This is a genomic window from Pseudomonas sp. PARCl1 (genome assembly GCF_947311875.1).
GTDB classification, from domain to species: domain Bacteria; phylum Pseudomonadota; class Gammaproteobacteria; order Pseudomonadales; family Pseudomonadaceae; genus Aquipseudomonas; species Aquipseudomonas juntendi.
Map to the genome: position 1 here is coordinate 41,333 of NZ_CAMZMX010000020.1, position 24,715 is coordinate 66,047.

Genomic DNA, 24,715 nt, shown 5'->3' on the forward strand with positions numbered 1-24,715 from the left:
CCTTGTCAGAGATCGCCGAAGAAGCGCTTCACGCCATCGAACCAGCCACTGGCCTTGGGCGAGTGCGAGCTGTCGCCTTCCAGCGAATCACGCAGCTCTTCGAGCAGTTCGCGCTGACGGCGGCTGAGGTTGACCGGGGTTTCCACCGCCACACGGCACAGCAGGTCACCGGCACCACCACCGCGCACCGGCGCCACACCCTTGCCACGCAAGCGGAACTGCTTGCCGGTCTGGGTGCCTTCCGGAATACGCAGCTTCACGCGGCCATCGAGGGTCGGCACTTCCAGCTCGCCGCCCAGGGCAGCATCGGTGTAGCTGATCGGCACTTCGCAGTACAGGTGCTTGCCGTCACGCTGGAAGATCTCGTGCTCACGCACACTGATCACCACATACAGGTCGCCGGTCGGGCCACCATGGGTGCCGGCCTCGCCTTCACCCGACAGGCGGATGCGGTCACCGGTATCGACACCGGCCGGCACCTTGACCGACAGGGTCTTGTATTCCTCGACGCGGCCTTCGCCGTGGCACGAGGTGCAAGGGTCGGTGATGATCTTGCCCTGGCCATGGCAACGCGGGCAGGTTTGCTGCACCGAGAAGAAGCCCTGCTGCATGCGGACCTGGCCGATGCCACCACAGGTGGGGCAGGTCGACGGGGTGGAGCCCTTCTTGGCGCCGGAGCCATCGCACGGCTGGCAGTTGACCAGGGTCGGCACACGGATGCTGACCGTAGTGCCGCGCACCGCTTCTTCCAGGTTCAGCTCCAGGGTGTAACGCAGGTCGCTGCCACGCTGGGCGCCACCGCGTCCGCCACCGCGGCCACCGCCGAAGAAGTCGCTGAACACATCGCCGAAGATGTCGGAGAAGTTGGCGCCACCGAAACCAGGGCCGCCGCCACCCATGCTCGGGTCCACACCGGCATGGCCATACTGGTCGAACGCCGCGCGCTTGCTTGCATCAGACAGCACTTCGTAGGCCTCGTTGGCCTCTTTGAACTTGTCTTCGGACTCTTTATCGCCCGGGTTGCGGTCCGGGTGGTATTTCATCGCCAGACGGCGATAAGCCTTTTTGAGGTCTGCCTCGGTGGCGCCGCGCTCGACACCCAGAACCTCATAATAATCACGCTTGGACATAGGTCATTTGCACCTTGTTGGGCGTGTGGCATCTGCGCCACGCCATCAGCACCTGCGCTCGCCCAGTGGGGCCGCTGACAGATGCTGTAAAAATTCTCGAATTCCAGATACGCCAACGCGGGAGCAAGCCCCCGCGCGGCGACATCCTACCAGTTCACCGACAAACCACGGTGAACTGGCCGACAACATGCAACGATTACTTCTTGTCGTCGCCTTTGACTTCTTCGAACTCGGCGTCAACCACGTCATCGTGCTTGGCTTCCGGCTCGGCCTGCTGCGCGCCACCCTGAGGCTGTTCGGCCGACTGCTCGGCGTACATCTTCTGGGCAACCGGGGCAGAGACCTTGGACAGCTCTTCGACCTTGGCGTCGATAGCGGCCTTGTCGTCGCCTTTGACAGCGGCTTCCAGGGCAACCACGGCAGCCTCGATGGCGGTTTTCTCTTCAGCGGTAACCTTGTCACCGGCGTCAGCGACCATCTTGCGGGTCGAGTGAACCAGCGCATCACCCTGGTTACGGGCAGCAGCCAGCTCTTCAAACTTGCGGTCTTCCTCGGCGTTGGCCTCGGCGTCACGCACCATGCGCTCGATTTCTTCGTCCGACAGGCCGGAGTTGGCCTTGATCACGATCGACTGCGACTTGCCGGTGGCCTTGTCTTTGGCGCTGACGTGCAGGATGCCGTTGGCGTCGATGTCGAAGGTCACTTCGATTTGCGGCACACCGCGTGGCGCTGGCGGAATGTCGGCCAGGTCGAACTTGCCCAGCGACTTGTTCTGCGCAGCCTGCTTACGCTCACCCTGCAGCACGTGAATGGTCACAGCGCCCTGGTTGTCGTCGGCAGTCGAGAACACCTGCGACTTCTTGGTCGGGATGGTGGTGTTCTTCTCGATCAGCGAAGTCATCACGCCGCCCATGGTTTCGATACCCAGGGTCAGCGGGCTGACGTCCAGCAGCAGCACGTCTTTCACGTCACCTGCCAGTACCGCGCCCTGAATGGCAGCACCCATGGCCACGGCTTCGTCCGGGTTGACGTCCTTGCGGGCTTCTTTGCCGAAGAAGTCAGCAACGGCCTTCTGCACCAGCGGCATACGGGTCTGGCCACCGACCAGGATCACGTCGTCGATCTTGCTGGCGTCGATGCCGGCGTCTTTCAGCGCTACGCGGCATGGCTCGATGGTACGGGTAACCAGGTCTTCGACCAGCGACTCCAGCTTGGCGCGGGAGATTTTCACGTTCAGGTGCTTCGGACCGGTGGCGTCTGCAGTGATGTACGGCAGGTTGACGTCGGTCGACTGAGCGGACGACAGCTCGATCTTGGCTTTTTCAGCAGCTTCTTTCAGACGCTGCAGGGCCAGTGGATCGTTCTTCAGGTCCATGCCCGACTCTTTCTTGAACTCGTCGACGAGGTAGTCGATCAGGCGCATGTCGAAGTCTTCGCCACCCAGGAAGGTGTCGCCGTTGGTAGCCAGTACTTCGAACTGGTGCTCGCCGTCGACTTCGGCAATTTCAATGACCGACACGTCGAAGGTACCACCACCCAGGTCATAGACGATGACGGTGTGGTCGCCCTTGGCCTTGTCCATGCCGTAGGCCAGTGCAGCGGCAGTCGGCTCGTTGATGATACGTTTTACGTCCAGGCCCGCGATGCGGCCGGCGTCTTTGGTAGCCTGGCGCTGGCTGTCGTTGAAGTAGGCCGGCACGGTGATTACCGCTTCGGTCACGGCCTCGCCGAGGTAGTCTTCGGCGGTTTTCTTCATTTTCTTCAGCACTTCAGCGCTGATTTGCGGCGGTGCCATGTCTTTGCCGCCCGCTTGTACCCAAGCGTCGCCATTGCTGGCCTTGACGATTTTGTAGGGCACCAGCTTGATGTCTTTCTGCACGACGTCTTCTTCGAAGCGGCGGCCGATCAGGCGCTTCACGGCGAACAGGGTGTTGTGCGGGTTGGTGACGGCCTGGCGCTTGGCCGATTGGCCAACCAGGATTTCGCCATCGTTGGCGTAGGCCACGATCGAAGGGGTAGTACGCGCACCCTCGGCGTTTTCGATGACTTTGACGTTACCGTTTTCCAGAATAGAGACGCACGAGTTGGTGGTCCCCAGGTCGATACCGATGATCTTGCCCATGTTAACTCTCCCGAAACTTGAATTTGGTAGCAGCGACTAATTTGGCCAACTGCGGTAATACTTGAAGGCTTGACACCTAGATGGGGATGCCCCGACGGATTTCAAGCCTTTTCATTGATCGAGGGTTGCGCCGCGCTCGGCGCCTTGCTGACCACCACCATGGCGGGGCGCAGCAGGCGGCCGTTGAGCAGGTAACCCTTCTGGAACACGTTCAACACGCTGTTAGGCTCTACGTCAGCGCTTTCCTGCATGGCCATGGCCTGGTGGTGCTCAGGGTTGAACGGCTGGCCATGCGGGTCGACCGCTTCGAGGTTGTAGCGCTTGAGGGTGTCCTGGAACATTTTCAGGGTCAGCTCCACGCCTTCGCGGATCTGCTTGACGTTTTCATCCTCGGCGCTGGAGTGGGCCAGGGCCAGTTCCAGGCTGTCGATCACCGGCAGCAGGTCGCTGGAGAACTTCTCCAGGGCGAACTTGTGGGCTTTCTCGACATCCTGCTCGGCGCGGCGGCGCACGTTCTGCAAGTCGGCCACGGCGCGCAGCGATTGGTCCTTGGCGGCGGCCAGCTGTTCCTCGAGTTCCAGAACACGGGCATCCGCAGTGGCTTGGGCACCGGTTTCTTCAACATTAAGGTCTTTTTCGTTCAGCTGTTCGTCAGCCATGGGGTCTCTCCTGCGCAATTTTGTGGACTGCGAGCCAGGCTCGCCTTGGTTGTCGGCTATATGGGGCCGGAAAAACCAGCTTCAAGGGGCAAGCGGGTTTTCAGGCACAAACAGAATCCGCCAAGAGGCATTGGCAGGCCTGAAAAAAGTACTGTATAAATAACCAGACCTGACTTTTCGGGAGCCGCCCCCCATGCTGGTGCACCTGTCCATTCACAACTACGCCATCGTCGAACACCTCGACCTCGAAATCGCCCGCGGCATGTCCGTCATCACGGGCGAGACCGGCGCTGGCAAATCGATCATGCTCGACGCCCTCGGCCTGGCCCTGGGCGACCGGGCCGACAGCGGCGTGGTGCGCCCTGGCACCGACAAGGCCGATATCCTGGCCACCTTCGACCTGGTGGACATCCCCGAGGCGCACACCTGGCTGGCCGAGCGCGACATGGACAGCGACGGCCTGTGCATTTTGCGCCGGGTCATCACCGCCGAAGGGCGCAGCCGGGGCTACATCAACGGCACCCCGTGCCCGCTCGGCGACCTCAAGGCCCTGGGCGAACTGCTGATCGACATCCACAGCCAGCATGAGCACCAGTCGCTACTGAAAACCGACACCCACCGCCGCCTGCTAGACGAGTACGCCGGTGCTGTCGACCTGGCCCGCCAGGTGCAACTGGCCGCCAAACGCTGGCAGCAAACCCGCCTGGAACTGGAGCGCCTGTCCAACTCCGGTGACGAGCAGCGCGCCCGCCATCAACTGCTCAGCTACCAGCTGGAAGAGCTGGACAACCTTGCCCTCGGCGAGCACGAGCTGGAACAGCTGGAGCAGGAACACAAGAACCTGACCAGCGCCGAAGCCCTGTTCGGTATCTGCCGCCAGGTCATCGACCAGTGCAGCGAAAGCGATTCGGGCAACGTACTCAGCGCCCTCACCGCCAGCCTCAACCGCCTGGGCGCCGCCACCCAGTCGCCCAAGGCGCTGACCGAGGCGGCCAACCTGATCGCCAGCGCGCAGATCCAGGTTGAAGAAGCGGTGGGTGAGCTCAACCGCTTCCTGGACAACTTCGATGCCGACCCGATGCGCCTGCAGGCACTGGAGGAGCGCCTCGACACCATCTATACCCTGGCGCGCAAACACCGTGTGCACCCGACCGAGCTGCCCCACCTGCAGCAGCAACTGATGGAAGAGCTGGAAGGCCTGAACGCCAGCGATGAATCGATTGAACAGCTGGGCGAAGAGCTGGCTGCGTACGCCCAGCACTATAAAGAGCGGGCCAGCGAACTCAGCGCCCTGCGCCGGCAGGCCGCCCAGCAATTGGCGGTGGCGGTGGAACAGGAAATCCAGCGCCTGGGCATGCCTGGCGGGCGCTTCCGTATCGAGCTGACCCCGCACGAGGGTACGGAGCTCTCGCCGCATGGCCTGGAGCAGATCGAGCTGCTGGTCAGCGCCAACCCGGGGCAACCCCTCAAGGGCCTGGCCAAGGTTGCGTCGGGTGGCGAACTGTCGCGCATCAGCCTGGCGATCCAGGTGATCACGGCACAGACCTCGCGCATTCCCACGCTGGTATTCGACGAAGTGGATGTGGGTATCGGCGGGCCCACCGCGGAAATCGTCGGCCAGTTGCTGCGCCGGCTGGGTGAGCGCGGCCAGGTGCTGACCGTGACCCACCTGCCGCAGGTGGCAGCGCAGGGGCACCACCACCTGTTCGTGCACAAGGTGCGCAACAGCGACACCACCCACACCGCCGTGGCCAGCCTGGGCAAGCGCGAGCGCGTGGAAGAAGTCGCACGCATGCTGGGCGGCATCGACCTGACCAAGGAATCCCTGGCGCATGCGCGCAAGATGGTGGTCACCAGCAAGGCCTGAAGCCACTGGATTTCCGGGGCCGCTTGCGGCCCTGTCGCGACGCAATGCCGCTCACTGACCTACTGCCCTTAAAAGCACAAAGGCGACCCGAAGGTCGCCTTTGCTGTCCATAACGATTGAATCGTTACTTCTTCTTACGCACGTACAGGACCAGATTGTGGTCCACCAGTTCGAAACCGTGTTCCTCTACGATTTCACGCTGACGCTTCTCGATGGCGGCGTCCATGAACTCGATGACTTCACTGGTATCCACGTCGACCATATGGTCGTGGTGACCGCCATCGGCCAGTTCGAATACCGCATGACCGCCGTCGAAGTTGTGGCGAACCACCAGACCCGCCGCTTCGAACTGGGTCAGTACGCGGTACACGGTAGCCAGGCCAACGTCCTCGCCAGCCTCCATCAGCGCCTTGTAGACATCCTCGGCGCTCATGTGACGCTGCTCGGCAGAGTCGAGCATCTGAAGGATCTTGACTCGAGGCAGGGTTACCTTGAGACCGGCTTTGCGTAATTCGCTATTTTCAACCATGGTCAGCTTTCTCGCCGATGCTGCTTCGCAGCTTCTCTTAATACGGGTATGATCGGGGTTTACGTTGTCCAGCCAAGATAGTGGAAGTCGCCCACCGATGCAAAACACCAAGCTCTTGCTAAACAGCCTCGCCCTCGCGGGACTGCTCGCACTCGCCGGTTGCTCGTTTCCCGGGGTTTACAAAATCGACATCCAGCAGGGCAATGTCGTCACGCAGGACATGATAGACCAATTGCGCCCGGGAATGACCCGACGGCAAGTGCGGTTTATCATGGGCAACCCGCTGATTCAGGACACTTTCAACACCAACCGTTGGGATTACCTTTACAGCCTGCAGCCTGGTGGCGGCCAACGCCAGCAGGAGCGCATGAGCATTTTCTTCAACGACAGCGACCAACTGGTCAGCCTGTCTGGCGACTTTATGCCAGGCGTTAGCCGCGACCAGGAAATTCTGGGTGGCAGCAGCGATACCACGGTCAGCCCCGGCACCGAGCCAGGCCAAACCGAGCAGCCCGCCACACAACCGGCGGAGCAACCCGCCAAGCCTGGTTCGACCGAAGAGGCCATCCAGCGCGAAATCGATACCATCGAGACCACCCCGGTGCCTACGCCAGCACCGCTGGAAACCCGGTAATCGAAAGCAACAAAAAAGCCCGGACTTGTTCCGGGCTTTTTGTTGCTGCCTGCCTGATCAGCCGTTCAGCTGCTTGGCACGCTGGCAGAACGCATCGACCAGGGTGTTCGCCGCCTGGTTGAACAGCGGCCCCAACGTGGCACGCACAATGGGCCCGGCGTAATCGAACGACAAATCCAGGCTGATTTTGCAGGCCTTCTCGCCCAAAGGCTTGAACACCCACACCCCATGCAATTGGGTAAAAGGGCCTTCCTCCAGGTTCATTTCGATGGACTGCCCGGGCACCAGCACGTTGCGCGTCACAAAGTGCTGGCTCATGCCGCCCTTGGCCACTTCGAGCTTGGCACGCATGTGCGTTTCGCTGCTGTCGATCACCGTCGCGGCCGAGCACCACGGCAGGAACTGCGGGTAGCTGGCCACGTCGTTGACCAGATCGTAGAGCGCCTGGGCGGGGTATGGCAGCAGGGCGGAGCGTTGAATATGGGTAGTCATCCAGGCGTCACTTCCAAGGCTGGGTGGCGGCGCTTCGCAGCGTGCCAAAAACAGATTCTGTCGGCAGGACAGGGCTTGTATTGTCCGGTATTCATTGCGGTGGCTCAAGCACACCGAAATCCCATAGCGAACGACGCACGGTCTTGCCTATAATGCCGGCCCTATGGCTAAACAAAAGAAACATCCGACCGGGACCATCGCGCAGAACAAAAAAGCGCGACACGATTACTTCATCGAACACAAGTTCGAGGCCGGGCTGGTCCTGTCCGGTTGGGAAGTAAAAAGCCTGCGAGCCGGCAAGGCGCACCTCGTGGACAGCTACGTGCTGCTCAAGGACGGTGAGGCCTGGCTGTTCGGCAGCCACATCACCCCGCTGACCACGGCCAGCACCCACGTGATCGCCGACCCGATGCGCACGCGCAAGCTGCTGCTGAACAAGCGCGAGCTCGAACGCCTGGAAGCGGCGGTGGCGCAAAAGGGTTACACCTGCGTGGCGTTGTCGCTGTACTGGAGCAAGCACCTGATCAAGTGCGAAATTGCACTGGGCAAGGGCAAGAAGGAATTCGACAAGCGCGACACCGTGCGCGAACGCGATTCCAACCGCGAGCTGCAGCGGGCGGTGCGCAACAAGGGCAAGGAAGACTAAAACCTTCTTTGTCAGCAGCGCGGTCAGTGTAGGAGCGGCCTTGTGTCGCGATGGGCTGCGAAGCAGCCCCAGCAATCTCGGCTCATTGCCGAAGCCCAGGGGCCGCTTCGCAGCCCATCGCGACACAAGGCCGCTCCTACATTAACCGCACATGCATGAAGAGACCGAGTCAACGCCCGCTACGCCGCTCCGCCCGCGCCACCCGCTGCGCCTCCTCATGCGCCTCTTCCAGCACTTCCTGCACATACAGAATGTGCCGGCTGGACACCTCTCGCGCCTCCTCCGCCCTGCCCTCGACAATCGCCAGGTAAAGCTCGCGGTGCTGGCTGATCAGCATGTCGCGGGTCTCGGTCCGCTGCTGGTACATGCCACCGATGTTGGTCACCACGTTGCGCTTGAGCAGGTCGAACAGGCCACGAATGGTGTGCAACAGCACCGCGTTATGGCTGGCCTCGGCAATTGCCAGGTGGAAGCGCGCATCGGCCGCGCCCTCCTCGGCCCGGGTCACCTCATCGACCCTGGCGTAGCAGTCCTGCAGCGTGTCGAACGCCGCCTTCAGCCGCGCCCGGTCTGGCTCGGTAGCGCGTTGCGCCGCGTAATACGCACAGGACGCCTCCAGCGTATGGCGAAACTCGAGCAGGTCGCGCTGGGCCTCGGGGCTGTGTTCCAGCAGCTGCAACAGCGGGTCACTGAAGGTGGACCCCAACGACTCGGCGACAAAGTTGCCGCCCCCCTGCCGGCTGACCAACAAGCCCTTGGCCACCAGTTTCTGGATCGCCTCACGCAGTGACGGGCGCGACACGCCGAACTGTTCGGCAAGCGCACGCTCGGCGGGCAGCCGCTGCCCCGACGTGAGGGTGCCCTCCAGAATCATCGCTTCCAACCGATCGACAATATCGTCGGACAGGCGCCGTTGGCGAACCTGATCAAAAACCATCACATGCTCTCCACAAACCCCGGCACACACCCGGGGGTGCCTATTCTCGCCGATCCAGCGCGCGCGAACACCCACCAGGCCACGATTTTCCCGGCACATCAGCTGCCCGCTCATCGGCACGCGACCAAAGTTTTGCACGGGACAAATTGACACACCCACGACAGCGCTTTTAACCTAGCGACCAGCCATTGTAAATTGGTCTTACCAATTATCCAATGCCAGCGCCTGACCAACAACAATTAGGGGCCACCCCATATGCAAACCTGGCAACAACTCTATAGCCCGCTTGGTAGTCTTGGCCTGTCCGCACTGGCGGCGGTCATTCCCATCGTGTTCTTCTTCCTTGCCCTCGCCGTGTTCCGCCTGAAGGGCCACGTGGCGGGTAGCATTACCCTGGCCTTGTCGGTACTGGTGGCCATATTCGCCTTCCAGATGCCGGTCGACATGGCGCTGGCTGCCGCAGGTTACGGCTTCCTTTACGGCCTTTGGCCAATTGCCTGGATCATCGTTGCCGCGGTGTTCCTGTACAAACTCACGGTCAAGAGCGGCCAGTTCGAAGTGATCCGCAGCTCGGTGCTGTCGATCACCGACGACCAGCGCCTGCAGGTACTGCTGATCGGCTTCTGCTTCGGCGCGTTTCTGGAAGGTGCGGCAGGCTTCGGCGCGCCGGTGGCCATCACCGCCGCACTGCTGGTCGGCCTGGGCTTCAACCCACTGTACGCCGCCGGCCTGTGCCTGATCGCCAACACCGCACCGGTCGCCTTCGGCGCCCTGGGCATCCCGATCATCGTGGCCGGCCAGGTGACCGGTATCGACGCCTTCCACATCGGCGCCATGACCGGCCGCCAGCTGCCGCTGCTGTCGCTGTTCGTGCCGTTCTGGCTGGTGTTCATGATGGACGGCCTGCGCGGTGTGAAAGAAACCTGGCCTGCTGCCCTGGTCGCCGGCCTGAGCTTTGCCGTGACCCAGTACTTCACCTCGAACTTCATCGGCCCCGAGCTGCCAGACATCACCTCGGCCCTGGCCAGCCTGATCTGCCTCACCCTGTTCCTGAAAGTGTGGCAACCCAAGCGCGCGTTCGGCGAAGCCAAGGCCAGCGTGGGTGCCGCCGTGGTGCAGCCAAGCGGCAGCCAGCCAAGCCCTTACAGCTTTGGCGAAATTTTCAAGGCCTGGTCGCCGTTCCTGATCCTGACCGTGCTGGTCACCATCTGGACCCTGAAACCGTTCAAGGCCGCCTTCGCCCCGGGCGGCGCGATGTACAACTTCGTGTTCAACTTCGCCATCCCGCACCTTGACCAACTGGTGATCAAGACCGCACCGATCGTGGCCGCGCCAACCGCCATGCCCGCAGTGTTCAAGCTGGACCCGATCTCCGCCACCGGCACCGCGATCTTCCTCTCGGCACTGATCTCCATGGCGGTGCTGAAAATCAATTTCAAAACTGGTCTTACCACTTTCAAAGAGACCTTCTGGGAGCTGCGCTGGCCCATCCTGTCGATTGGCATGGTGCTCGCCTTCGCCTTCGTCACCAACTACTCGGGCATGTCGTCGACCATGGCCCTGGTGCTGGCCGGCACTGGCGCGGCGTTCCCGTTCTTCTCGCCGTTCCTTGGCTGGCTGGGTGTGTTCCTGACCGGGTCGGACACCTCGTCCAACGCCCTGTTCAGCTCGCTGCAGGCCACCACCGCCCACCAGATCGGGGTCAACGACACCCTGCTGGTAGCGGCCAACACCAGCGGCGGCGTGACCGGCAAGATGATCTCGCCGCAATCGATCGCCGTGGCCTGCGCCGCCACCGGCCTGGTCGGCAAGGAATCCGACCTGTTCCGCTTCACCGTCAAGCACAGCCTGTTCTTTGCCACCATCGTCGGCCTGATAACCCTGATCCAGGCTTACTGGCTGACCGGCATGCTGGTTCATCACTAAAGTGAAAGGGGCCGGGCGCCATCGGGCGCCTGGCATACCCCCCAAGCAACGCTGCGAGAATCCATGATCATTTCTGCCTCTACCGACTATCGCGCCGCGGCCCAACGCAAGCTGCCTCCTTTCCTGTTCCACTATGCCGACGGCGGTGCCTACGCCGAGCACACGCTGCGCCACAACGTCGCCGACCTGGCGAGCATTGCCTTGCGCCAGCGCGTGCTGAAGAACATGTCCGAGCTCAGCCTGCAGACCACACTGTTCGGCGAAACCCTGAGCATGCCCGTGGCCCTGGCCCCGGTCGGCCTCACCGGCATGTACGCCCGCCGTGGCGAAGTGCAGGCGGCGCGGGCAGCGGCGGCCCATGGCATCCCGTTCACCATGTCTACGGTGTCGGTGTGCCCGATCGAAGAAGTGGCGCCAGCCATCGACCGCCCCATGTGGTTCCAGCTGTACGTGCTCAAGGACCGCGGCTTCATGCGCAACGCCCTGGAGCGGGCCAAGGCGGCCGGGGTCAAGACCCTGGTGTTCACCGTGGACATGCCCGTGCCCGGCGCCCGCTACCGCGACGCCCACTCTGGCATGAGCGGCAAGCACGGCCCGCTGCGCCGCGTGCTGCAAGCCATGACCCACCCCGAGTGGGCCTGGGACGTGGGCGTGATGGGCCGCCCGCACGATTTGGGCAACATCTCCAAGTACCGGGGCAACCCCACCGGCCTGGCCGACTACATCGGCTGGCTGGGCAACAACTTCGACCCGTCCATTTCCTGGAAGGACCTGGAGTGGATCCGCGAGTTCTGGGATGGCCCGATGATCATCAAAGGCATCCTGGATGCCGATGATGCCCGCGATGCGGTCAAGTTCGGTGCCGACGGCATCGTCGTGTCCAACCACGGTGGCCGCCAGCTCGATGGCGTGCTGTCCAGCGCCCGTGCCCTGCCGGCCATTGCCGATGCGGTGAAAGGTGACTTGAAGATTCTCGCCGACTCCGGCATTCGCAGCGGCCTGGATGTGGTACGCATGATCGCCCTGGGTGCCGACACCGTGCTGATTGGCCGCGCCTTCCTCTATGCGCTGGCCGTGCATGGCCAGGCCGGGGTGAAAAACCTGCTGGAGCTGTTCGAGAAGGAAATGCGCGTAGCCATGGTGCTGACCGGCGCCAAGACCATCAGCGAAATCACCCGCGACTCGCTGGTACGCGAACTGGGCGCCTGAGCGCCTGCACCAACGACCGCCTGATAGACCCGGGGCATGTGGCACGCAGAGGCCACAGCCCCGCGAGGAGACTGCATGAGCCTGCCCGCCGCGTTTCTGCGTGATGCCGAGCGCCTGATCCCCGCCGCACGCCGCTTCGACGACCCCACCTCGACGCTGGCCTTCGGCACCGACGCCAGCTTCTACCGGCTGATCCCCAAGCTGGTGGTGCGCGTCGAGTCCGAAGACGAAGTGGTCGGCCTGATCAAGCTGGCCCAACGCGACCGGGTGCCGGTCACCTTCCGCGCCGCCGGCACCAGCCTGTCTGGCCAGGCCATCAGCGACTCGGTGCTGATTGTGTTGGGCGATAACTGGAACGGCCGCGAGATCCGTGGCCAAGGCGAACAGATCCGCCTGCAGCCCGGGGTGATCGGCGCCCAGGCCAACGCCTGGCTGGCCCCGTTCGGGCGCAAGATCGGCCCCGACCCGGCCTCGATCAACGCCTGCAAGATCGGCGGTATCGTCGCCAACAACGCCAGCGGCATGTGCTGCGGCACCGCCCAGAACACCTACCACACCCTGGCCGGCCTGCGCCTGGTGCTGGCAGACGGCACCCGCCTGGACAGCGAAGACCCGGCCAGCGTGGCGGCCTTTGAAGCCAGCCATGCCGAGCTGCTGCAAGCGCTGGCCCGCCTGGGCCGCGAAACCCGCGCCAACACGGCATTGGCCGAGCGCATCCGGCACAAGTACCGGCTGAAGAACACCACCGGCCTGTCGCTGAACGCGCTGGTGGACTACGACCAGCCGTTGGATATTCTGCAGCACTTGCTGGTCGGCTCCGAAGGCACCCTGGGCTTTATCAGCGCTGTTACCTACAACACCGTGCCCGACCACCCGCACAAGGCCAGCGCCCTGCTGGTGTTCCCCAGCGTGGAAAGCTGCTGCCGCGCGGTGCCGGTACTCAAGCGCCAGCCGGTGTCGGCCGTGGAACTGCTCGACCGCCGCAGCCTGCGCTCGGTGCAGGACATGGCCGGCATGCCGCTGTGGGTGAAAGGCCTGTCGGCCAACGCCTGCGCCCTGCTGATCGAGTCACGCGCGGCCAGCCAGAGCCTGCTGCACGAGCAACTGCAGCAGGTAATGGCCTCGATCGCCGACTTCCCGCTGGAGCAGCGCGTGGACTTCAGCGAAGACCCGGCGGTGTACAACCAGCTGTGGAAAATCCGCAAAGACACCTTCCCCGCCGTCGGCGCCGTGCGCCAGACCGGCACCACCGTCATCATCGAAGACGTGACCTTCCCGGTCGAGCAACTGGCCGAGGGCGTGAACCGCCTGATTCAGCTGTTCGACAAGCACCGTTATGACGAAGCGATCATTTTCGGCCACGCCCTGGAAGGCAACCTGCACTTCGTGTTCACCCAAGGGTTCAACAGCGCCGAAGAGGTTGCCCGTTACCAGGCATTCATGGACGACGTGGCGCAACTGGTGGCCGTGGAGTTCGGCGGTTCGCTGAAGGCCGAGCACGGCACCGGGCGCAACATGGCACCGTTCGTGGCGCTGGAGTGGGGCCACGACGCCTACCAACTGATGTGGCAGCTCAAGCGCCTGCTCGACCCCAACGGCATCCTCAACCCCGATGTGGTACTGAGTGACGACCCAGCCATTCACCTGAAAAACCTCAAGCCACTGCCCGCCGCCGACGAAATCGTCGACAAGTGCATCGAGTGCGGCTTCTGCGAACCCGTGTGCCCGTCCAAGGGCCTGACCCTCAGCCCCCGCCAGCGCATCGTGATGTGGCGGGACATCCAGGCCAAGCAGCGCGCCGGCGTCGACACCCGCGAGCTGAGGCGCACCTACCAGTACCAAGGCATCGACACCTGCGCTGCCACCGGCCTGTGCGCCCAGCGCTGCCCCGTGGGCATCAACACCGGCGAGCTGGTAAAGAAACTGCGCAGCCAGGCTGCCGACCACGGCAACACCGCCAACTGGCTGGCCGAGCACTTCCCCACCGCACTGGGCGGCGCCCGCCTGACCCTGACCGCAGCCAACAGCGCGCGCAAGCTGCTCGGCGCCCCACGCATGGGCCGCTTGAGCGCCACCCTACGCAAAGCCAGCAACGGCCGCCTGCCGCAGTGGACGCCCGCCATGCCCCAACCGCTGCGCCCGGTCGCCTTCGGCCAGGCCAGCAACGACGCCCGCCCACGGGTGGTGTACCTGGCGGCTTGCGTGTCCAGGGTAATGGGCCCGGCCTATGCCGACCGCGAGCAAAGCTCGCTGCTGGACAAGACCCGCGCCCTGCTGGAAAAGGCCGGCTACCAGGTCGTGTTCCCCGACAACGCCGACAGCCTGTGCTGCGGCCAGCCGTTCGCGTCCAAGGGTTACCCCGAGCAGGCCGAACACAAGCGCCAGGAGCTGATCAACGCCCTGCTGCACGCCAGCCGCGGCGGCATTGACCCGATCTACTGCGACACCAGCCCCTGCACCCTGCGCCTGGTACAAGACCTGGGCGACACCCGGCTGGACCTGTACGACCCCGTGCGCTTCATTCGCACCCACCTGCTCGAACGCCTGGAGTTCACCCCCCAGGATGAGCCGGTGGCCGTGCACGTGACCTGCAGCACCCAGCACCTGGGCGAAAGCCAGGCCCTGATCGACCTGGCCCGGCGCTGCAGCAAGCAGGTAGTGATCCCGGAAGGCATTCATTGTTGCGGGTTCGCTGGCGACAAGGGCTTCACCACCCCCGAGCTCAACGCCCACTCGCTGCGCAGCCTGAAGGATGCCGTGCAGTACTGCAGCGAAGGCATTTCCACCAGCCGCACCTGCGAGATCGGCTTGAGCAGCCACAGCGGCATCGACTACCACGGCCTGGTCTACCTGGTGGACCGCGTCACCCGCCCCCGCAGCCTCTGAAGCCTGCGCGATTCATTGTGGGAGATAACGCAGCCCAACGGGCTGCGCTGTCGCTAAGAGAACTCAATCCGCAAGCGCGACGCGCCCTGTGTGGGAGCGGGCGTGCCCGCGAAGAATCCAGCGCGGTAGCTGGCACCGGCTAAGCCGGTGTTCGCGGGCAAGCCCCCCTCTCGCAAACAACCCCGCCCCCGCGGCACGAACAAGATTGAACCCTTGCAAAACTGCCAAGGTCCATCTTTTAGGCCCACCTTCCCGAGGCCCCAGAGGAGACTCCCATGAAAGGTACCGCGCTTTCGGCCCTGTTCGCGGCCGCTACCCTGCTGGCTTCGCCGGTGTTCGCTGCTGACGACCTGTGCGCCATCAACCTGCAAAAAATCGACGACAGCATGGCCACCGCCGGCGCCACCTCCGAGGGCCTGGACAAAGCCTTGACCGAGCACGTCGACAGAGCCAAGGCTGCCCAGGCCTCGGGTGACACCAAGGAATGCATCGCCATCACCAGCAAAGTGCTGGAGCGCCTGGAAAAAACCGATAAAGGCAGCGGTACGGGCAGCGGCGGCGCCTAAGCCCTGCGCGGGCGACAGGACCAGCTGTCGACGTCGCCCGCACAATGGCGTATACTCCGGCTCACGTGCCGTAAGGTGCGTTAGCCAAGAGCTAGTGTAGGGGCCGATTAGGATTCGACGCCGGTAGCGAAACTCTAGGTGCATGCCGAGTTGGTAACAGAACTCGTAAATCCACTGTTGCAACTTTTATAGTTGCCAATGACGAAACCTTCGGCGCGGAGTACAAGCTGGCTGCGTAAGCAGTCCTCTTGACCCGTTGCTTCTGGTAGCTTCGGCTCCAGCAATCACTAGGGGATGCCTGTAAACCCGAACTGATTGTCATATAGAACAGGATCGTCGCGTAGCACGTTGTGGGCGAAGTGACTAAAACTTACACAACTCATCCAAAGCACCCTGCCCGTCGGGCGGCTGCGGATTAAATCAGTAGACACGGCTAAGCATGTAGTACCGACAGCGGAGTACTGGCGGACGGGGGTTCAAATCCCCCCGGCTCCACCAAATGATCAAACAAAGACGTCCATGGACGTCTTTTTTTGTGCCTGCGATCCAGTAAATACGCGGCCTCCAGCGATTTTGCGGTCTTTTGAGAGTTTTTGAGTTCCAGCCGTTCGGGTATTCCAGACGGTATTCCAGCTCAGCCGGTGCTAATCTTTGGAATACCGAATCAGTGCCTGAGGACAATCTCATGCCTGCTCAAAACCTCCGCCTCTCCGATCGACAGCTCAAGGGAGTCAAACCCGCGTCCAAGGATTACGTCCTCACTGACGGTGATGGTTTGCAGCTCCGCGTACGCAGCAACGGCTCGTTGCTGTGGAATTTCAACTACCGCGAACCGATGACCAAGAAGCGCATCAACATCGGCTTTGGGACCTATCCCGAACTGTCACTGGCGAATGCACGAAAGAAGGCAGTAGAAGCACGCGAGCTGCTCGCCCAAGGCATCGATCCGAAGGTGCAGCGCAATACGTTGAATGAAGCCAAGCGCGCGGAAACCGAACACACCTTCGAGAACGTGGCCACCGCCTGGTTCGAGCTTAAGAAGGACTCGGTCACCCCGGCCTACGCCGAGGACATTTGGCGGTCGCTCACGCTGCACGTGTTCCCCGATTTGAAGACGACCCCACTCGCGAAAATCACTGCGCCGATGGTGATCGGACTGCTTCGCCCAATCGAAGCGAAAGGCAGCCTGGAAACGGTCAAGCGTCTCAGCCAGCGGCTAAACGAGATCATGACCTACGGCGTCAACTCCGGCCTGATCTTCGCCAACCCGCTCAGCGGCATCAGGGCAGTCTTCAAGAAGCCCAAAAAAGAGAACATGGCTGCGCTTCCACCCGAAGAGCTCCCCGAGCTTATGCTGGAGATCGCGAACGCCAGCATCAAACGCACCACCCGCTGCCTGATCGAATGGCAGTTGCACACGATGACTCGCCCCGCCGAGGCGGCGACCACTCGCTGGACAGACATCGATTTTGAAAGGCGTGTCTGGACTATCCCTGCGGAGCGGATGAAGAAGCGCCGCCCACACAGCATTCCGTTGAGTGATCACGCTATCGCACTATTGGAGTCACTGAAGACCCATAGCGGCCATCGCGAATACGTCTTCCCGGCAGACAGAAATCCACGCACCCACGCCAATAGCCAGACCGCGAACATGGCGTTGAAACGCATGGGCTTCCAGGATCGCTTGGTCAGCCACGGCATGCGTTCGATGGCGAGCACCATCTTGAATGAACATGGGTGGGACCCGGAACTCATTGAGGTCGCACTGGCGCATGTCGACAAGGATGAGGTCCGCAGCGCTTACAACCGGGCGGACTACATCGAGCGCCGGCGTCCGATGATGGCTTGGTGGAGTGAGTACATCCAGAAAGCAGCCACCGGCAGCCTGCTTGCCTCAGCCTACGGCCAAGTCAGAGACAAGAATGTGGTGCCGATTCGTTAGCACTGTGCAGGCGCAAGAATTGCGGTAACAACTGAACGTTCAAGACTCGGGGCAAGCAGCCTCGCTTATCCGCTTCTCAGCGCGGGTCCATCCAAACAGGGCTGCAAAGCCGCCCTGTTTGGATGGACCTCATTATGAAGAGCTAAAAGCCACGACGTTGTCCAGGATTTACCACGGAGTTCCACCGGTGGATAACCGCTTTTCACGCCCCCAAGAGCGCTGAATTTCGGCCCTTGACCGGGTTTATCCGCAGGCGTAGAACTGGCCGTGCAAAGGCTGTCGATGACAGCACCCCAGGTGACCCGAACCTTAAAGGTCACGCCGCTCCCGCGGTGGTTCTCCCCAAGGGCGATTCGCATCCGGCAGCTCGCCCGGTCACTTCCCAGTGATGGATGCTCTTATACATATGGCCCTCGTGCGCCAGACACACCGTACCTCGCTGCCCTGCAGCAGCCTATCCGCTTGGCCGACTATTGCGCCAACCTGTGCCCGTCTCTTTCTGTGGAAAGAGACGGGCACTTCTAACACTGCTGCAGCCCTCATCGCACATGGCTTTGCGGCAATTCCCCTCGTGACAATCGGCGAGACAAACGCCGATGTCACCAGCAACAGCGCTGTAGATGATGGTGCCGCAGACCACGGAATGGACTGCACCTGACTGACAGTCAGGTATGCCCGGTCATCGCATTGCTGCGTTCACCCGGCTCAGGATCTTCAGGCGCTGGTCTCGTCAGCCAGTGCTGCCTCCACCCGCCCACCGGTAACGGTGTTCAGGAGGCCAGATCATGAGATGCCCTTGCTCCCGGTTGTAAGGAGCCGCAAGACCCGCGTAGTGGACATTCCCCACAGGTCGCAGGGGCCTTGATCCCTGATAACACTCAGCATTCTTGGCGGGATGACGTGGGGCGAGGATCGGAGAACGGCAGATGAGGTGACCGATATGGCATTGGTGGGTAGACGCGATGGTCGTAATTTCGGCTATGGCAGGCAATTGAGCTACGCAGGACCGCAGGCGCTGAAAGACATGTTTGGCGGTGGCCATTACGGCACGGTCAAAGCGCACTGTGATCGGTGGCTAGCATTCGTGAAGTGGTGCCGCTCCGAACAGGGGCCGGGTATCAATGATGCTCGGCAGGTTGATCGCAAGGTGTTGGCGGACTATGCGGCTTATCTACGCGACGTGGTTAGGCGCGGTGACCTTGCTGTCAGCACCGCACAAAACCGGCTATCCAGCGTTAACAGGACCATGGCAGCGCTCCGCGGTGATCAGTACGTAAAGCTGCCAAGTCCAAGCAAGGCATTGGGTAGGCAGCGTACCAAGGTACGCCAGTCAGTACCGCAGGGCCAAGACCCGAACACGTGAGGCAGATCGTCGATGCGCTTTGCAGCCAACATCAACTGCGGGCCGCCGCAATCGTTCTGTTGGCGCGGTCCACTGGCATGCGATTGCGGGAGGCCATCTTGGCTGACCTACCACGGCTGAGCCGTGAAGCTGAAGACCTAGGCAGGATCAACATTCAAGATGGCACCAAAGGCGGTCGCGCTGGCGCCTCAGCGCCACGATGGATTGCGGTGGACCACCATGTTCAAGACGCACTTGGGTTTGCACGGCAGGTGTCGCCTGCGAGTAGCCGCAACCTAATTGCGCCAGACGAAAGCTATCTGAATGTTCTGCAGGAAATCATCCGCCCAGCGCGGGACGTCCTGCATGCACATAAGCTCAAAGGCTTCCATGAGCTTCGAGCGGCGTACGCATGCGAGCGATTCGAGCAAATCACCCGACACCACGCGCCTATCAACGGCGGCCAATGTTGCCAGGTAGATCGGAACCTTGATCGTGAGGCCCGGAGGCAAATCAGCTATGAGCTGGGGCACGGTCGAATCGATGTGGTCGCGGCCTACATTGGAGGACGGACATGAGCAAGCCATTCGATATGGAGTTGTTCTTGGCTGGCGTGCTGACCGGATCACACGCGACGCGGCAGCGACATTTGCGGCAGGCGAGAATCATCCAAGCTGAAATTTCAGAGCGCTGGCAACGACAGACGCCTTGGACTTGGCAGAAAAAGCATGTGGCTTGGTTTCTTGAGCATCGTCTAAGTCGACGCAGCGAGGCGACGCGGTATTACTATTTGCTGACCGTGCGGCTGCTCGCCCGTCGTTTACAAAAAACATGGGTTTTCAATCTCTGAGTGAGACCGGCTGCTATCGACTCATAGCCACCGTTCAAGGCCGACAGCAACCGGCCCAGAGTGTGTAAACGCACTTCTTCAAAATTGAAGTGCGCGCGCTTACGTTAGATCTGAAATTTATCGGCACGTCAGCAGATGTGGATTTCGCGTAGAAGCGCGATTTTGAGTACCTGCCGCACTCAAAAATATCTTTTAACAGCCTCGACCAGAAGTGGACGGTCATGAACGGCCACTCTGGCCACATTGGAGATGGCTAGTTATAGCTACGGCATCCCTAGAATACTGTAAAGCTTATTTAAATTCTTGCAGTCTCTTGTGCTCGCTTACTAGCTCAGGGCTCAAGTTATATTTCACATTGCCAGCAATTTCTATGACCTTCGGTAGAAGGTTGATACGCAGGGTTTGGAGCCCATCGAAAAATCTAAGAAAATCTGAATCTGTGGCGTCGCATTTCAGTTCATTGAGTCGGGGGTGCGCAGTCAGAAACGATCGAATAATTTTATTGATTTCACGTAGACTTTCCGAAGCCGAATCTCCCTTCATCATTTGTCCAAGAGCGCTGGTAATTCGTGAGCGAATTTCAAGAAGTGACTCAAGTACTTGGTCAGGCTGCTCGGCATCCAGAGATTCAAAAAACACTCGCTTTCCTTCTAAGAAGCCAAGAACACTAATGATCTGGGCTACATTGCGACTACGAGCATACAACTCAAAATGTACTAGATCGAAATCCTTTCCAATTAACTGCTGAACGAATACTGAATGCTTCTCCTTCCATTCACGCAGCTTGGTCTCTGGGTAAAATTTGGGATCGTCATCTATCTTGTCATGACAGATTTTGCAAAGCCAAATACCATTCGATGCCGACTTTAGATCTTCACCAGAAGAAATTGCACTTGGTCGCGGGCCCGTCAAACTTGCTGCGTTAATATGGGCTGCTTCAGCGATGGCTCTAGGTTTTCCGCTAGTGGTGGTGTAGGAAGTGAATCTGCAACATTCAGGATTTGAGCAAAACAAATGTGCTTCAAACGCTATATGTTTCACAGTACTAGGTGAGAAATTCACGCGTTTATTTTTAGACTTATTACTTGAAGCTTTATTCGCAGTGGTGTTTTTGATCTGTGCCATGATCATCCATACGGAATTTTGTTAGCAATAGTTAAGCGTTTAGCAAGATCTGAATCTTGCCCCCATTTTTGTAGGCACCTCGAATGACCGCAATAGGTCGAAGCAGCCCTTCAAAAATAACAGCTATCGACCCAAGCGCCATCAGCTGAATCAGCTGCAATTCCGCTGGTGCAAGTCAATCAAGGGCTAACAATGACCTTGATGTCCGAGCCCGAGATGCTCTTGATGTATGAGTAGCTCGTTCCCAAGACGGCCAGTTGCTCCTTCGACACCTTCTTCGCTGATATCGCAGGCTGCACGATCACAAACTTGAAGATCAGCTCATGGTCGTGGCATTTATTGCGCAGGATCTCCAACTGCTGAGGCGTGCCTTTCAGGATTCTGTCGAAGTCCTTCAGCAGTCCTTGCTGGTAGCGATCCATTAGCCGGTTAAAGAACTTGTCGCCGGTGTAAAGCCATTTCACCGATCTGGATGCCTGGCCGCATACTTCATAAACATCGGCGACGCGCGCCCCAGGTACGGCCACGCCATCCGTCATAGGACAGAACTTGCAGTGGTACAGGTCGACGTAGATGGCGTCCTGGTTTTCCCGAATTGCCACCAAGTCAGCGATTTCGCCTTTGCCGTCATCGTTGAACACGATTGAGTAATCGTCAGCGATCTTGTCGAAAGTGACCCCTTGCACTGAATCCTTTCGTCGCTCCGCACGCATGGACTCCTGGTGGATTTTCGTCGCTCCCCAATCCCATGGTTCGAGCAAACCGGCAGGCAGTTTTACATCCATGCTATTGAGTGAGTACTGACGGTAGTTGCCCTGCACCATGGAACCGTCGACCTTGAGCAGTACCAGCGGCTCTCCATCCAGGTAGGAATCCAGTGGCATTTCGTGGGGGTAAAGGATCTTCACACCAGGGCAGGAGGCCTTGTACCCATCCTCCAGCAATTTGATGGCGATGGTAGTCAGCCGGCGATCCTCGCCCTCGTTACCCCCAACGATGACGGGGACCTCCAGCGTCCGTGCATCAATGTACTCAGGCTTACCAAGCTCGACATCGAGCAGGTTGAAAGTTTCTCCCTGAAAATACAGCGAGATCCTTTGCTCATTTTCGATCGCGATCGACACAGGCCAGTCTGCGTAGAACAGCCCCTCTGGCCATCTATCCTTGATTTGGTCGGCACGCATGACATTTTTGAGGACGTCACCAGGGTCGATGGTGTTGTCGTTGAGTTTGACCGCCATGCGCTTGCACCACTCGACCCAGTAGTTGATCGGAGAGGAGTTCATCTCCCAGATCTTGCCCTTGTGCGAACAGCCCACGGTGGTTCGTTCTCCATCCTCAAAACCAGTGGCGAAGATGTTCGACTTTGTCGCATTGCCTTTCTCAATATCGCTGATCACCTGGTTAATGTCGCGCCCCACGTGCATCGTAAACCGCAAGTCTTTTCGGGCGCGGGACAGGCCAACGTTCTGCAGCTTCATCAGCTTGATGTCGTGGAGCGTTCGGAACGCCGGCTCACCATTGATGCGACGAGAGTCTTTGGCCACCAGGCTCAGGAAGCGAGTTGCCTGGGTGTCGTCACCCGAGGTGTGAATGAAGAGGGTTTTCTGCGCTTTGTCATAGAACGCGATGTACAGATTCCAGTTGGTATCGACGATTTCTTCGGTCTGAGCCCACCCAACCAGCGTCTCTCGCCGAGTCACGGCAATGACGGTATCGGCCTGATCATTGATCGAAAAGTACTGCAGTGTCTCCCTGCGGCCATCCAGGCTTTGTGCCCGCTGCGGTGTCCAGTCTTTGGCAGAGAGGTGGTACGCCACTGCGCTGATTTTGGGGTTCGGGTTGAGCCCAAAGATTACCTTGGCATCGTCACCGTCAGCGAATTGCTCGGTGAAGTCCGCCTTCTGAATTTCCCGGCTGACCTTTTTCTCACTCACATTGCGAATGACTGCCCCCCAGTCAGCACTCTCCTTATAGAGGTCAGCCATTTGGTGGTCGGTCTTCTGATTAGCGATGTTCGCCACGAACTTGGCATCACCAAGGGCCGCGTCCACACGTGTCAGCCGGCCGATGAACTGGAGCGTCACGGCAGGACTTTGGTGTTGGTCATGAATGGCAGCAATTTTGAGCTCGGGTAAGTCGAAGCCCTCGCCAAGCATGTCGACGCAGACGATGATCCGGTGCTTCTTCTTGATAATCTCAGCCATCACCCTCGCCTGATTCGGCACATTGCTGTGAATCAGTACCGGCGTGAGGTCGGGATGCTGCTTGTAAATCTCAAACAGGTCTGACGCCCGCTTGTGCGACTTGGCCCGCACCATCATCAGATGGTTATACCCAGCCTTGAGGTCAGCCCTGAGCAGCTCAACAGCCTTGTCTGCAATCGCCTGGTCGGACAGCTTGAGGTTGTATTCTCTTACTGGATGGAACTCGATACCTTTGAAATAGCCGTCAAGCTGCGCATCCCGGAGCGGGTAGTTGTAAATAATCTTACCGGCCAGAGCCAGACCATCCTCCCGGAATGGCGTCGCTGTGAACTGAATACACGGTTTGTTGATGAAGGCGGTTTTGATTCGATTCCAGCTGGCAGCGGCGACGTGATGAGCCTCGTCGATCATCAGGTGGCTGCACATATTGACCAGCGCGCCCAAGGCGGCGTCTTCGAATAGCAGCAGGGCCTGGGGAGTGGCCACAATGATGTTGGCGCTGGCCAAATCAGCAACCTGTTCTTCTGACAGCTTCGAACCGATGGCCGCTACAATGGGATTTCGTGCCGTGTCCGATACCGCCCCCACGGTGCGGAGCGTGTTCATCTCCGTGCACTTACCCACCAACTGCGTTCTAAGGGCATCCGAGGGAACCAGGATCAAGGTTCTTGCCATCCTCGCAGCGAGGATCAGCGCGAGCATGGTGTCAGTCTTCCCTGTACCGGTCGGCATGACCACAGTGGCGGTCAAAGAGGGATCAACCACCAGGTGCCCCAGGGCGGCATAAAGCGCAGCCAGTTGCGGCTTGCGCAGCCCGGGTGCGTTCGTTTTGGGATCGTCGAGACTGAAATTAAAGAGATGGTTTTGCCAGCTTTGGTACACATCCGAGTGCGTTATGACTACATCGTCCATGGCGATTTCCTGGGGGCAGAAAAACTTCTGGGGAGAGAGAGTGGCGATATGGTAGCACGCCCCCTATTACTCATATGACCTTAAACCACTTAGACATAAGGACTAAGCTAGGCGAGCCCCGCGCAGGGTTGTCGAGTTGTCGTGCTCGTTTTGGTCAAAAGCAGCCAGTCACAGCGCTGATCAATTCCTATGCCAAAGATTGGTCAGGACCGTTTCGCTCACACGGGATTGTAGACGCGTGATAGGTGCCCGAACGCATCTACACCACATCAGTAGATGCCGGGCTGGCCTGCGCAGGGGTTAATCCCTGTACGCTTAACCTCAAAAATTCTGGGATGTGCTTTCTTTCCCAGTCAGGCAGAATCCGCTGCCGATTCGAAGTACAGCCGAACACTGATGAAATTATTGAACACTTACGATGACCGAGACGAAGCCGAAGCCGCTGCCGAAAAGCTCAGCGGGGAAAAGCGCCTTGCCAGCGAACGCGACGCCACCGTAGTAATCTACAACCTGTTCGGCATTCCGAATTGGGGCAATTTCCATCGTCTCGGTATGTACAACCTGGGCGAACTGAAATACCTCCTTGATCGCCGTACGACCTGGCAGCCGACCGATCAGACACGACATACTGAGATCCTCGCCACACTAAAAACTGTCGCCAAAAACTACAGCATCGAAATCCCAATTCACTGGCAGTAGTAGCGGGCGTCTACTGGGACGCCCGCCCTGTCGTA

Annotated in this window: 18 protein-coding genes, 1 other RNA gene and 1 pseudogene; 12 read left to right on the plus strand and 8 right to left on the minus strand. The window is 60.2% G+C overall.

Going from position 1 to position 24,715, the window contains the following annotated elements:
* Positions 1 to 5: 5 nt before the first annotated feature.
* From dnaJ to grpE, 3 genes are all read right to left on the minus strand, one after another.
* Positions 6 to 1,130: a molecular chaperone DnaJ gene (gene dnaJ, locus QME24_RS13235; RefSeq protein WP_009685335.1), complete on the minus strand. Its 1,125-nt coding sequence runs from the start codon at positions 1,128 to 1,130 to the stop codon at positions 6 to 8.
* Between the two features lie 196 nt (positions 1,131 to 1,326).
* Positions 1,327 to 3,252 (minus strand): molecular chaperone DnaK, encoded by a 1,926-nt coding sequence (dnaK, locus tag QME24_RS13240; RefSeq protein ID WP_009685334.1) that lies wholly within the window; start codon positions 3,250 to 3,252, stop codon positions 1,327 to 1,329.
* 101 nt (positions 3,253 to 3,353) lie between these two features.
* On the minus strand, positions 3,354 to 3,911 hold the full coding sequence (gene grpE / locus QME24_RS13245) for a nucleotide exchange factor GrpE (protein ID WP_009685333.1): 558 nt from the start codon (positions 3,909 to 3,911) through the stop codon (positions 3,354 to 3,356).
* Positions 3,912 to 4,104: 193 nt separating this feature from the next.
* On the opposite strand from grpE, the gene recN reads away from it, so the two are divergent.
* Positions 4,105 to 5,778, plus strand: a complete 1,674-nt coding sequence (gene recN / locus QME24_RS13250; protein WP_029887492.1) for a DNA repair protein RecN — start codon at positions 4,105 to 4,107, stop codon at positions 5,776 to 5,778.
* Between the two features lie 124 nt (positions 5,779 to 5,902).
* On the opposite strand, the gene fur is transcribed toward recN, so the two are convergent.
* Positions 5,903 to 6,307: a ferric iron uptake transcriptional regulator gene (gene fur / locus QME24_RS13255; RefSeq protein WP_009685331.1), complete on the minus strand. Its 405-nt coding sequence runs from the start codon at positions 6,305 to 6,307 to the stop codon at positions 5,903 to 5,905.
* A gap of 97 nt (positions 6,308 to 6,404) precedes the next feature.
* Between fur and bamE the strand changes: the two genes are divergently transcribed.
* A complete protein-coding gene (gene bamE, locus QME24_RS13260) occupies positions 6,405 to 6,941 on the plus strand; it encodes an outer membrane protein assembly factor BamE (RefSeq protein ID WP_009685330.1) in 537 nt (178 codons plus the stop codon).
* Between the two features lie 57 nt (positions 6,942 to 6,998).
* Here the strand turns inward: bamE and QME24_RS13265 are convergent, their stop codons facing one another.
* Positions 6,999 to 7,433 (minus strand): type II toxin-antitoxin system RatA family toxin, encoded by a 435-nt coding sequence (locus QME24_RS13265; RefSeq protein WP_009685329.1) that lies wholly within the window; start codon positions 7,431 to 7,433, stop codon positions 6,999 to 7,001.
* Between the two features lie 163 nt (positions 7,434 to 7,596).
* On the opposite strand from QME24_RS13265, the gene smpB reads away from it, so the two are divergent.
* On the plus strand, positions 7,597 to 8,079 hold the full coding sequence (gene smpB, locus QME24_RS13270) for an SsrA-binding protein SmpB (protein WP_029887491.1): 483 nt from the start codon (positions 7,597 to 7,599) through the stop codon (positions 8,077 to 8,079).
* 169 nt (positions 8,080 to 8,248) lie between these two features.
* On the opposite strand, the gene QME24_RS13275 is transcribed toward smpB, so the two are convergent.
* Entirely contained in the window at positions 8,249 to 9,016 is a 768-nt protein-coding gene (locus QME24_RS13275) for a GntR family transcriptional regulator (protein WP_054881451.1), read from the minus strand.
* 255 nt (positions 9,017 to 9,271) lie between these two features.
* Here QME24_RS13275 and QME24_RS13280 point away from each other — a divergent pair, with 255 nt between their 5' ends.
* The 8 genes and pseudogenes from QME24_RS13280 to QME24_RS13315 all read left to right on the plus strand — a co-directional run bounded on the left by QME24_RS13280 (position 9,272) and on the right by QME24_RS13315 (position 19,737).
* The gene (locus QME24_RS13280; RefSeq protein WP_009685324.1) at positions 9,272 to 10,942 is read left to right on the plus strand and encodes a lactate permease LctP family transporter; all 1,671 of its coding nucleotides are present in this window, start codon (positions 9,272 to 9,274) and stop codon (positions 10,940 to 10,942) included.
* Positions 10,943 to 11,005: 63 nt separating this feature from the next.
* Positions 11,006 to 12,151 (plus strand): FMN-dependent L-lactate dehydrogenase LldD, encoded by a 1,146-nt coding sequence (lldD, locus tag QME24_RS13285; protein ID WP_009685323.1) that lies wholly within the window; start codon positions 11,006 to 11,008, stop codon positions 12,149 to 12,151.
* Positions 12,152 to 12,226: 75 nt separating this feature from the next.
* Entirely contained in the window at positions 12,227 to 15,037 is a 2,811-nt protein-coding gene (locus tag QME24_RS13290) for an FAD-binding and (Fe-S)-binding domain-containing protein (protein WP_280091272.1), read from the plus strand.
* 275 nt (positions 15,038 to 15,312) lie between these two features.
* Positions 15,313 to 15,603, plus strand: a complete 291-nt coding sequence (locus QME24_RS13295; protein WP_280091273.1) for a hypothetical protein — start codon at positions 15,313 to 15,315, stop codon at positions 15,601 to 15,603.
* A gap of 99 nt (positions 15,604 to 15,702) precedes the next feature.
* Positions 15,703 to 16,101: a transfer-messenger RNA gene (gene ssrA, locus QME24_RS13300) on the plus strand.
* 187 nt (positions 16,102 to 16,288) lie between these two features.
* Positions 16,289 to 17,545: an integrase domain-containing protein gene (locus QME24_RS13305; protein WP_281690859.1), complete on the plus strand. Its 1,257-nt coding sequence runs from the start codon at positions 16,289 to 16,291 to the stop codon at positions 17,543 to 17,545.
* A 940-nt stretch (positions 17,546 to 18,485) separates the two neighbouring features.
* Positions 18,486 to 19,465 (plus strand): annotated as a pseudogene (locus QME24_RS13310) (integrase domain-containing protein).
* A complete protein-coding gene (locus tag QME24_RS13315) occupies positions 19,462 to 19,737 on the plus strand; it encodes a hypothetical protein (RefSeq protein WP_280091275.1) in 276 nt (91 codons plus the stop codon). Before QME24_RS13310 ends, QME24_RS13315 begins: the two are co-directional and overlap by 4 nt.
* A 291-nt stretch (positions 19,738 to 20,028) precedes the next feature.
* Here the strand turns inward: QME24_RS13315 and QME24_RS13320 are convergent, their stop codons facing one another.
* Entirely contained in the window at positions 20,029 to 20,862 is an 834-nt protein-coding gene (locus QME24_RS13320; RefSeq protein WP_280091276.1) for an HNH endonuclease, read from the minus strand.
* 179 nt (positions 20,863 to 21,041) lie between these two features.
* Positions 21,042 to 23,981, minus strand: a complete 2,940-nt coding sequence (locus QME24_RS13325) for a DEAD/DEAH box helicase family protein (protein ID WP_280091277.1) — start codon at positions 23,979 to 23,981, stop codon at positions 21,042 to 21,044.
* A 396-nt stretch (positions 23,982 to 24,377) separates the two neighbouring features.
* Here QME24_RS13325 and QME24_RS13330 point away from each other — a divergent pair, with 396 nt between their 5' ends.
* The gene (locus QME24_RS13330; protein ID WP_280091278.1) at positions 24,378 to 24,680 is read left to right on the plus strand and encodes a hypothetical protein; all 303 of its coding nucleotides are present in this window, start codon (positions 24,378 to 24,380) and stop codon (positions 24,678 to 24,680) included.
* Positions 24,681 to 24,715 lie beyond the last annotated feature (35 nt).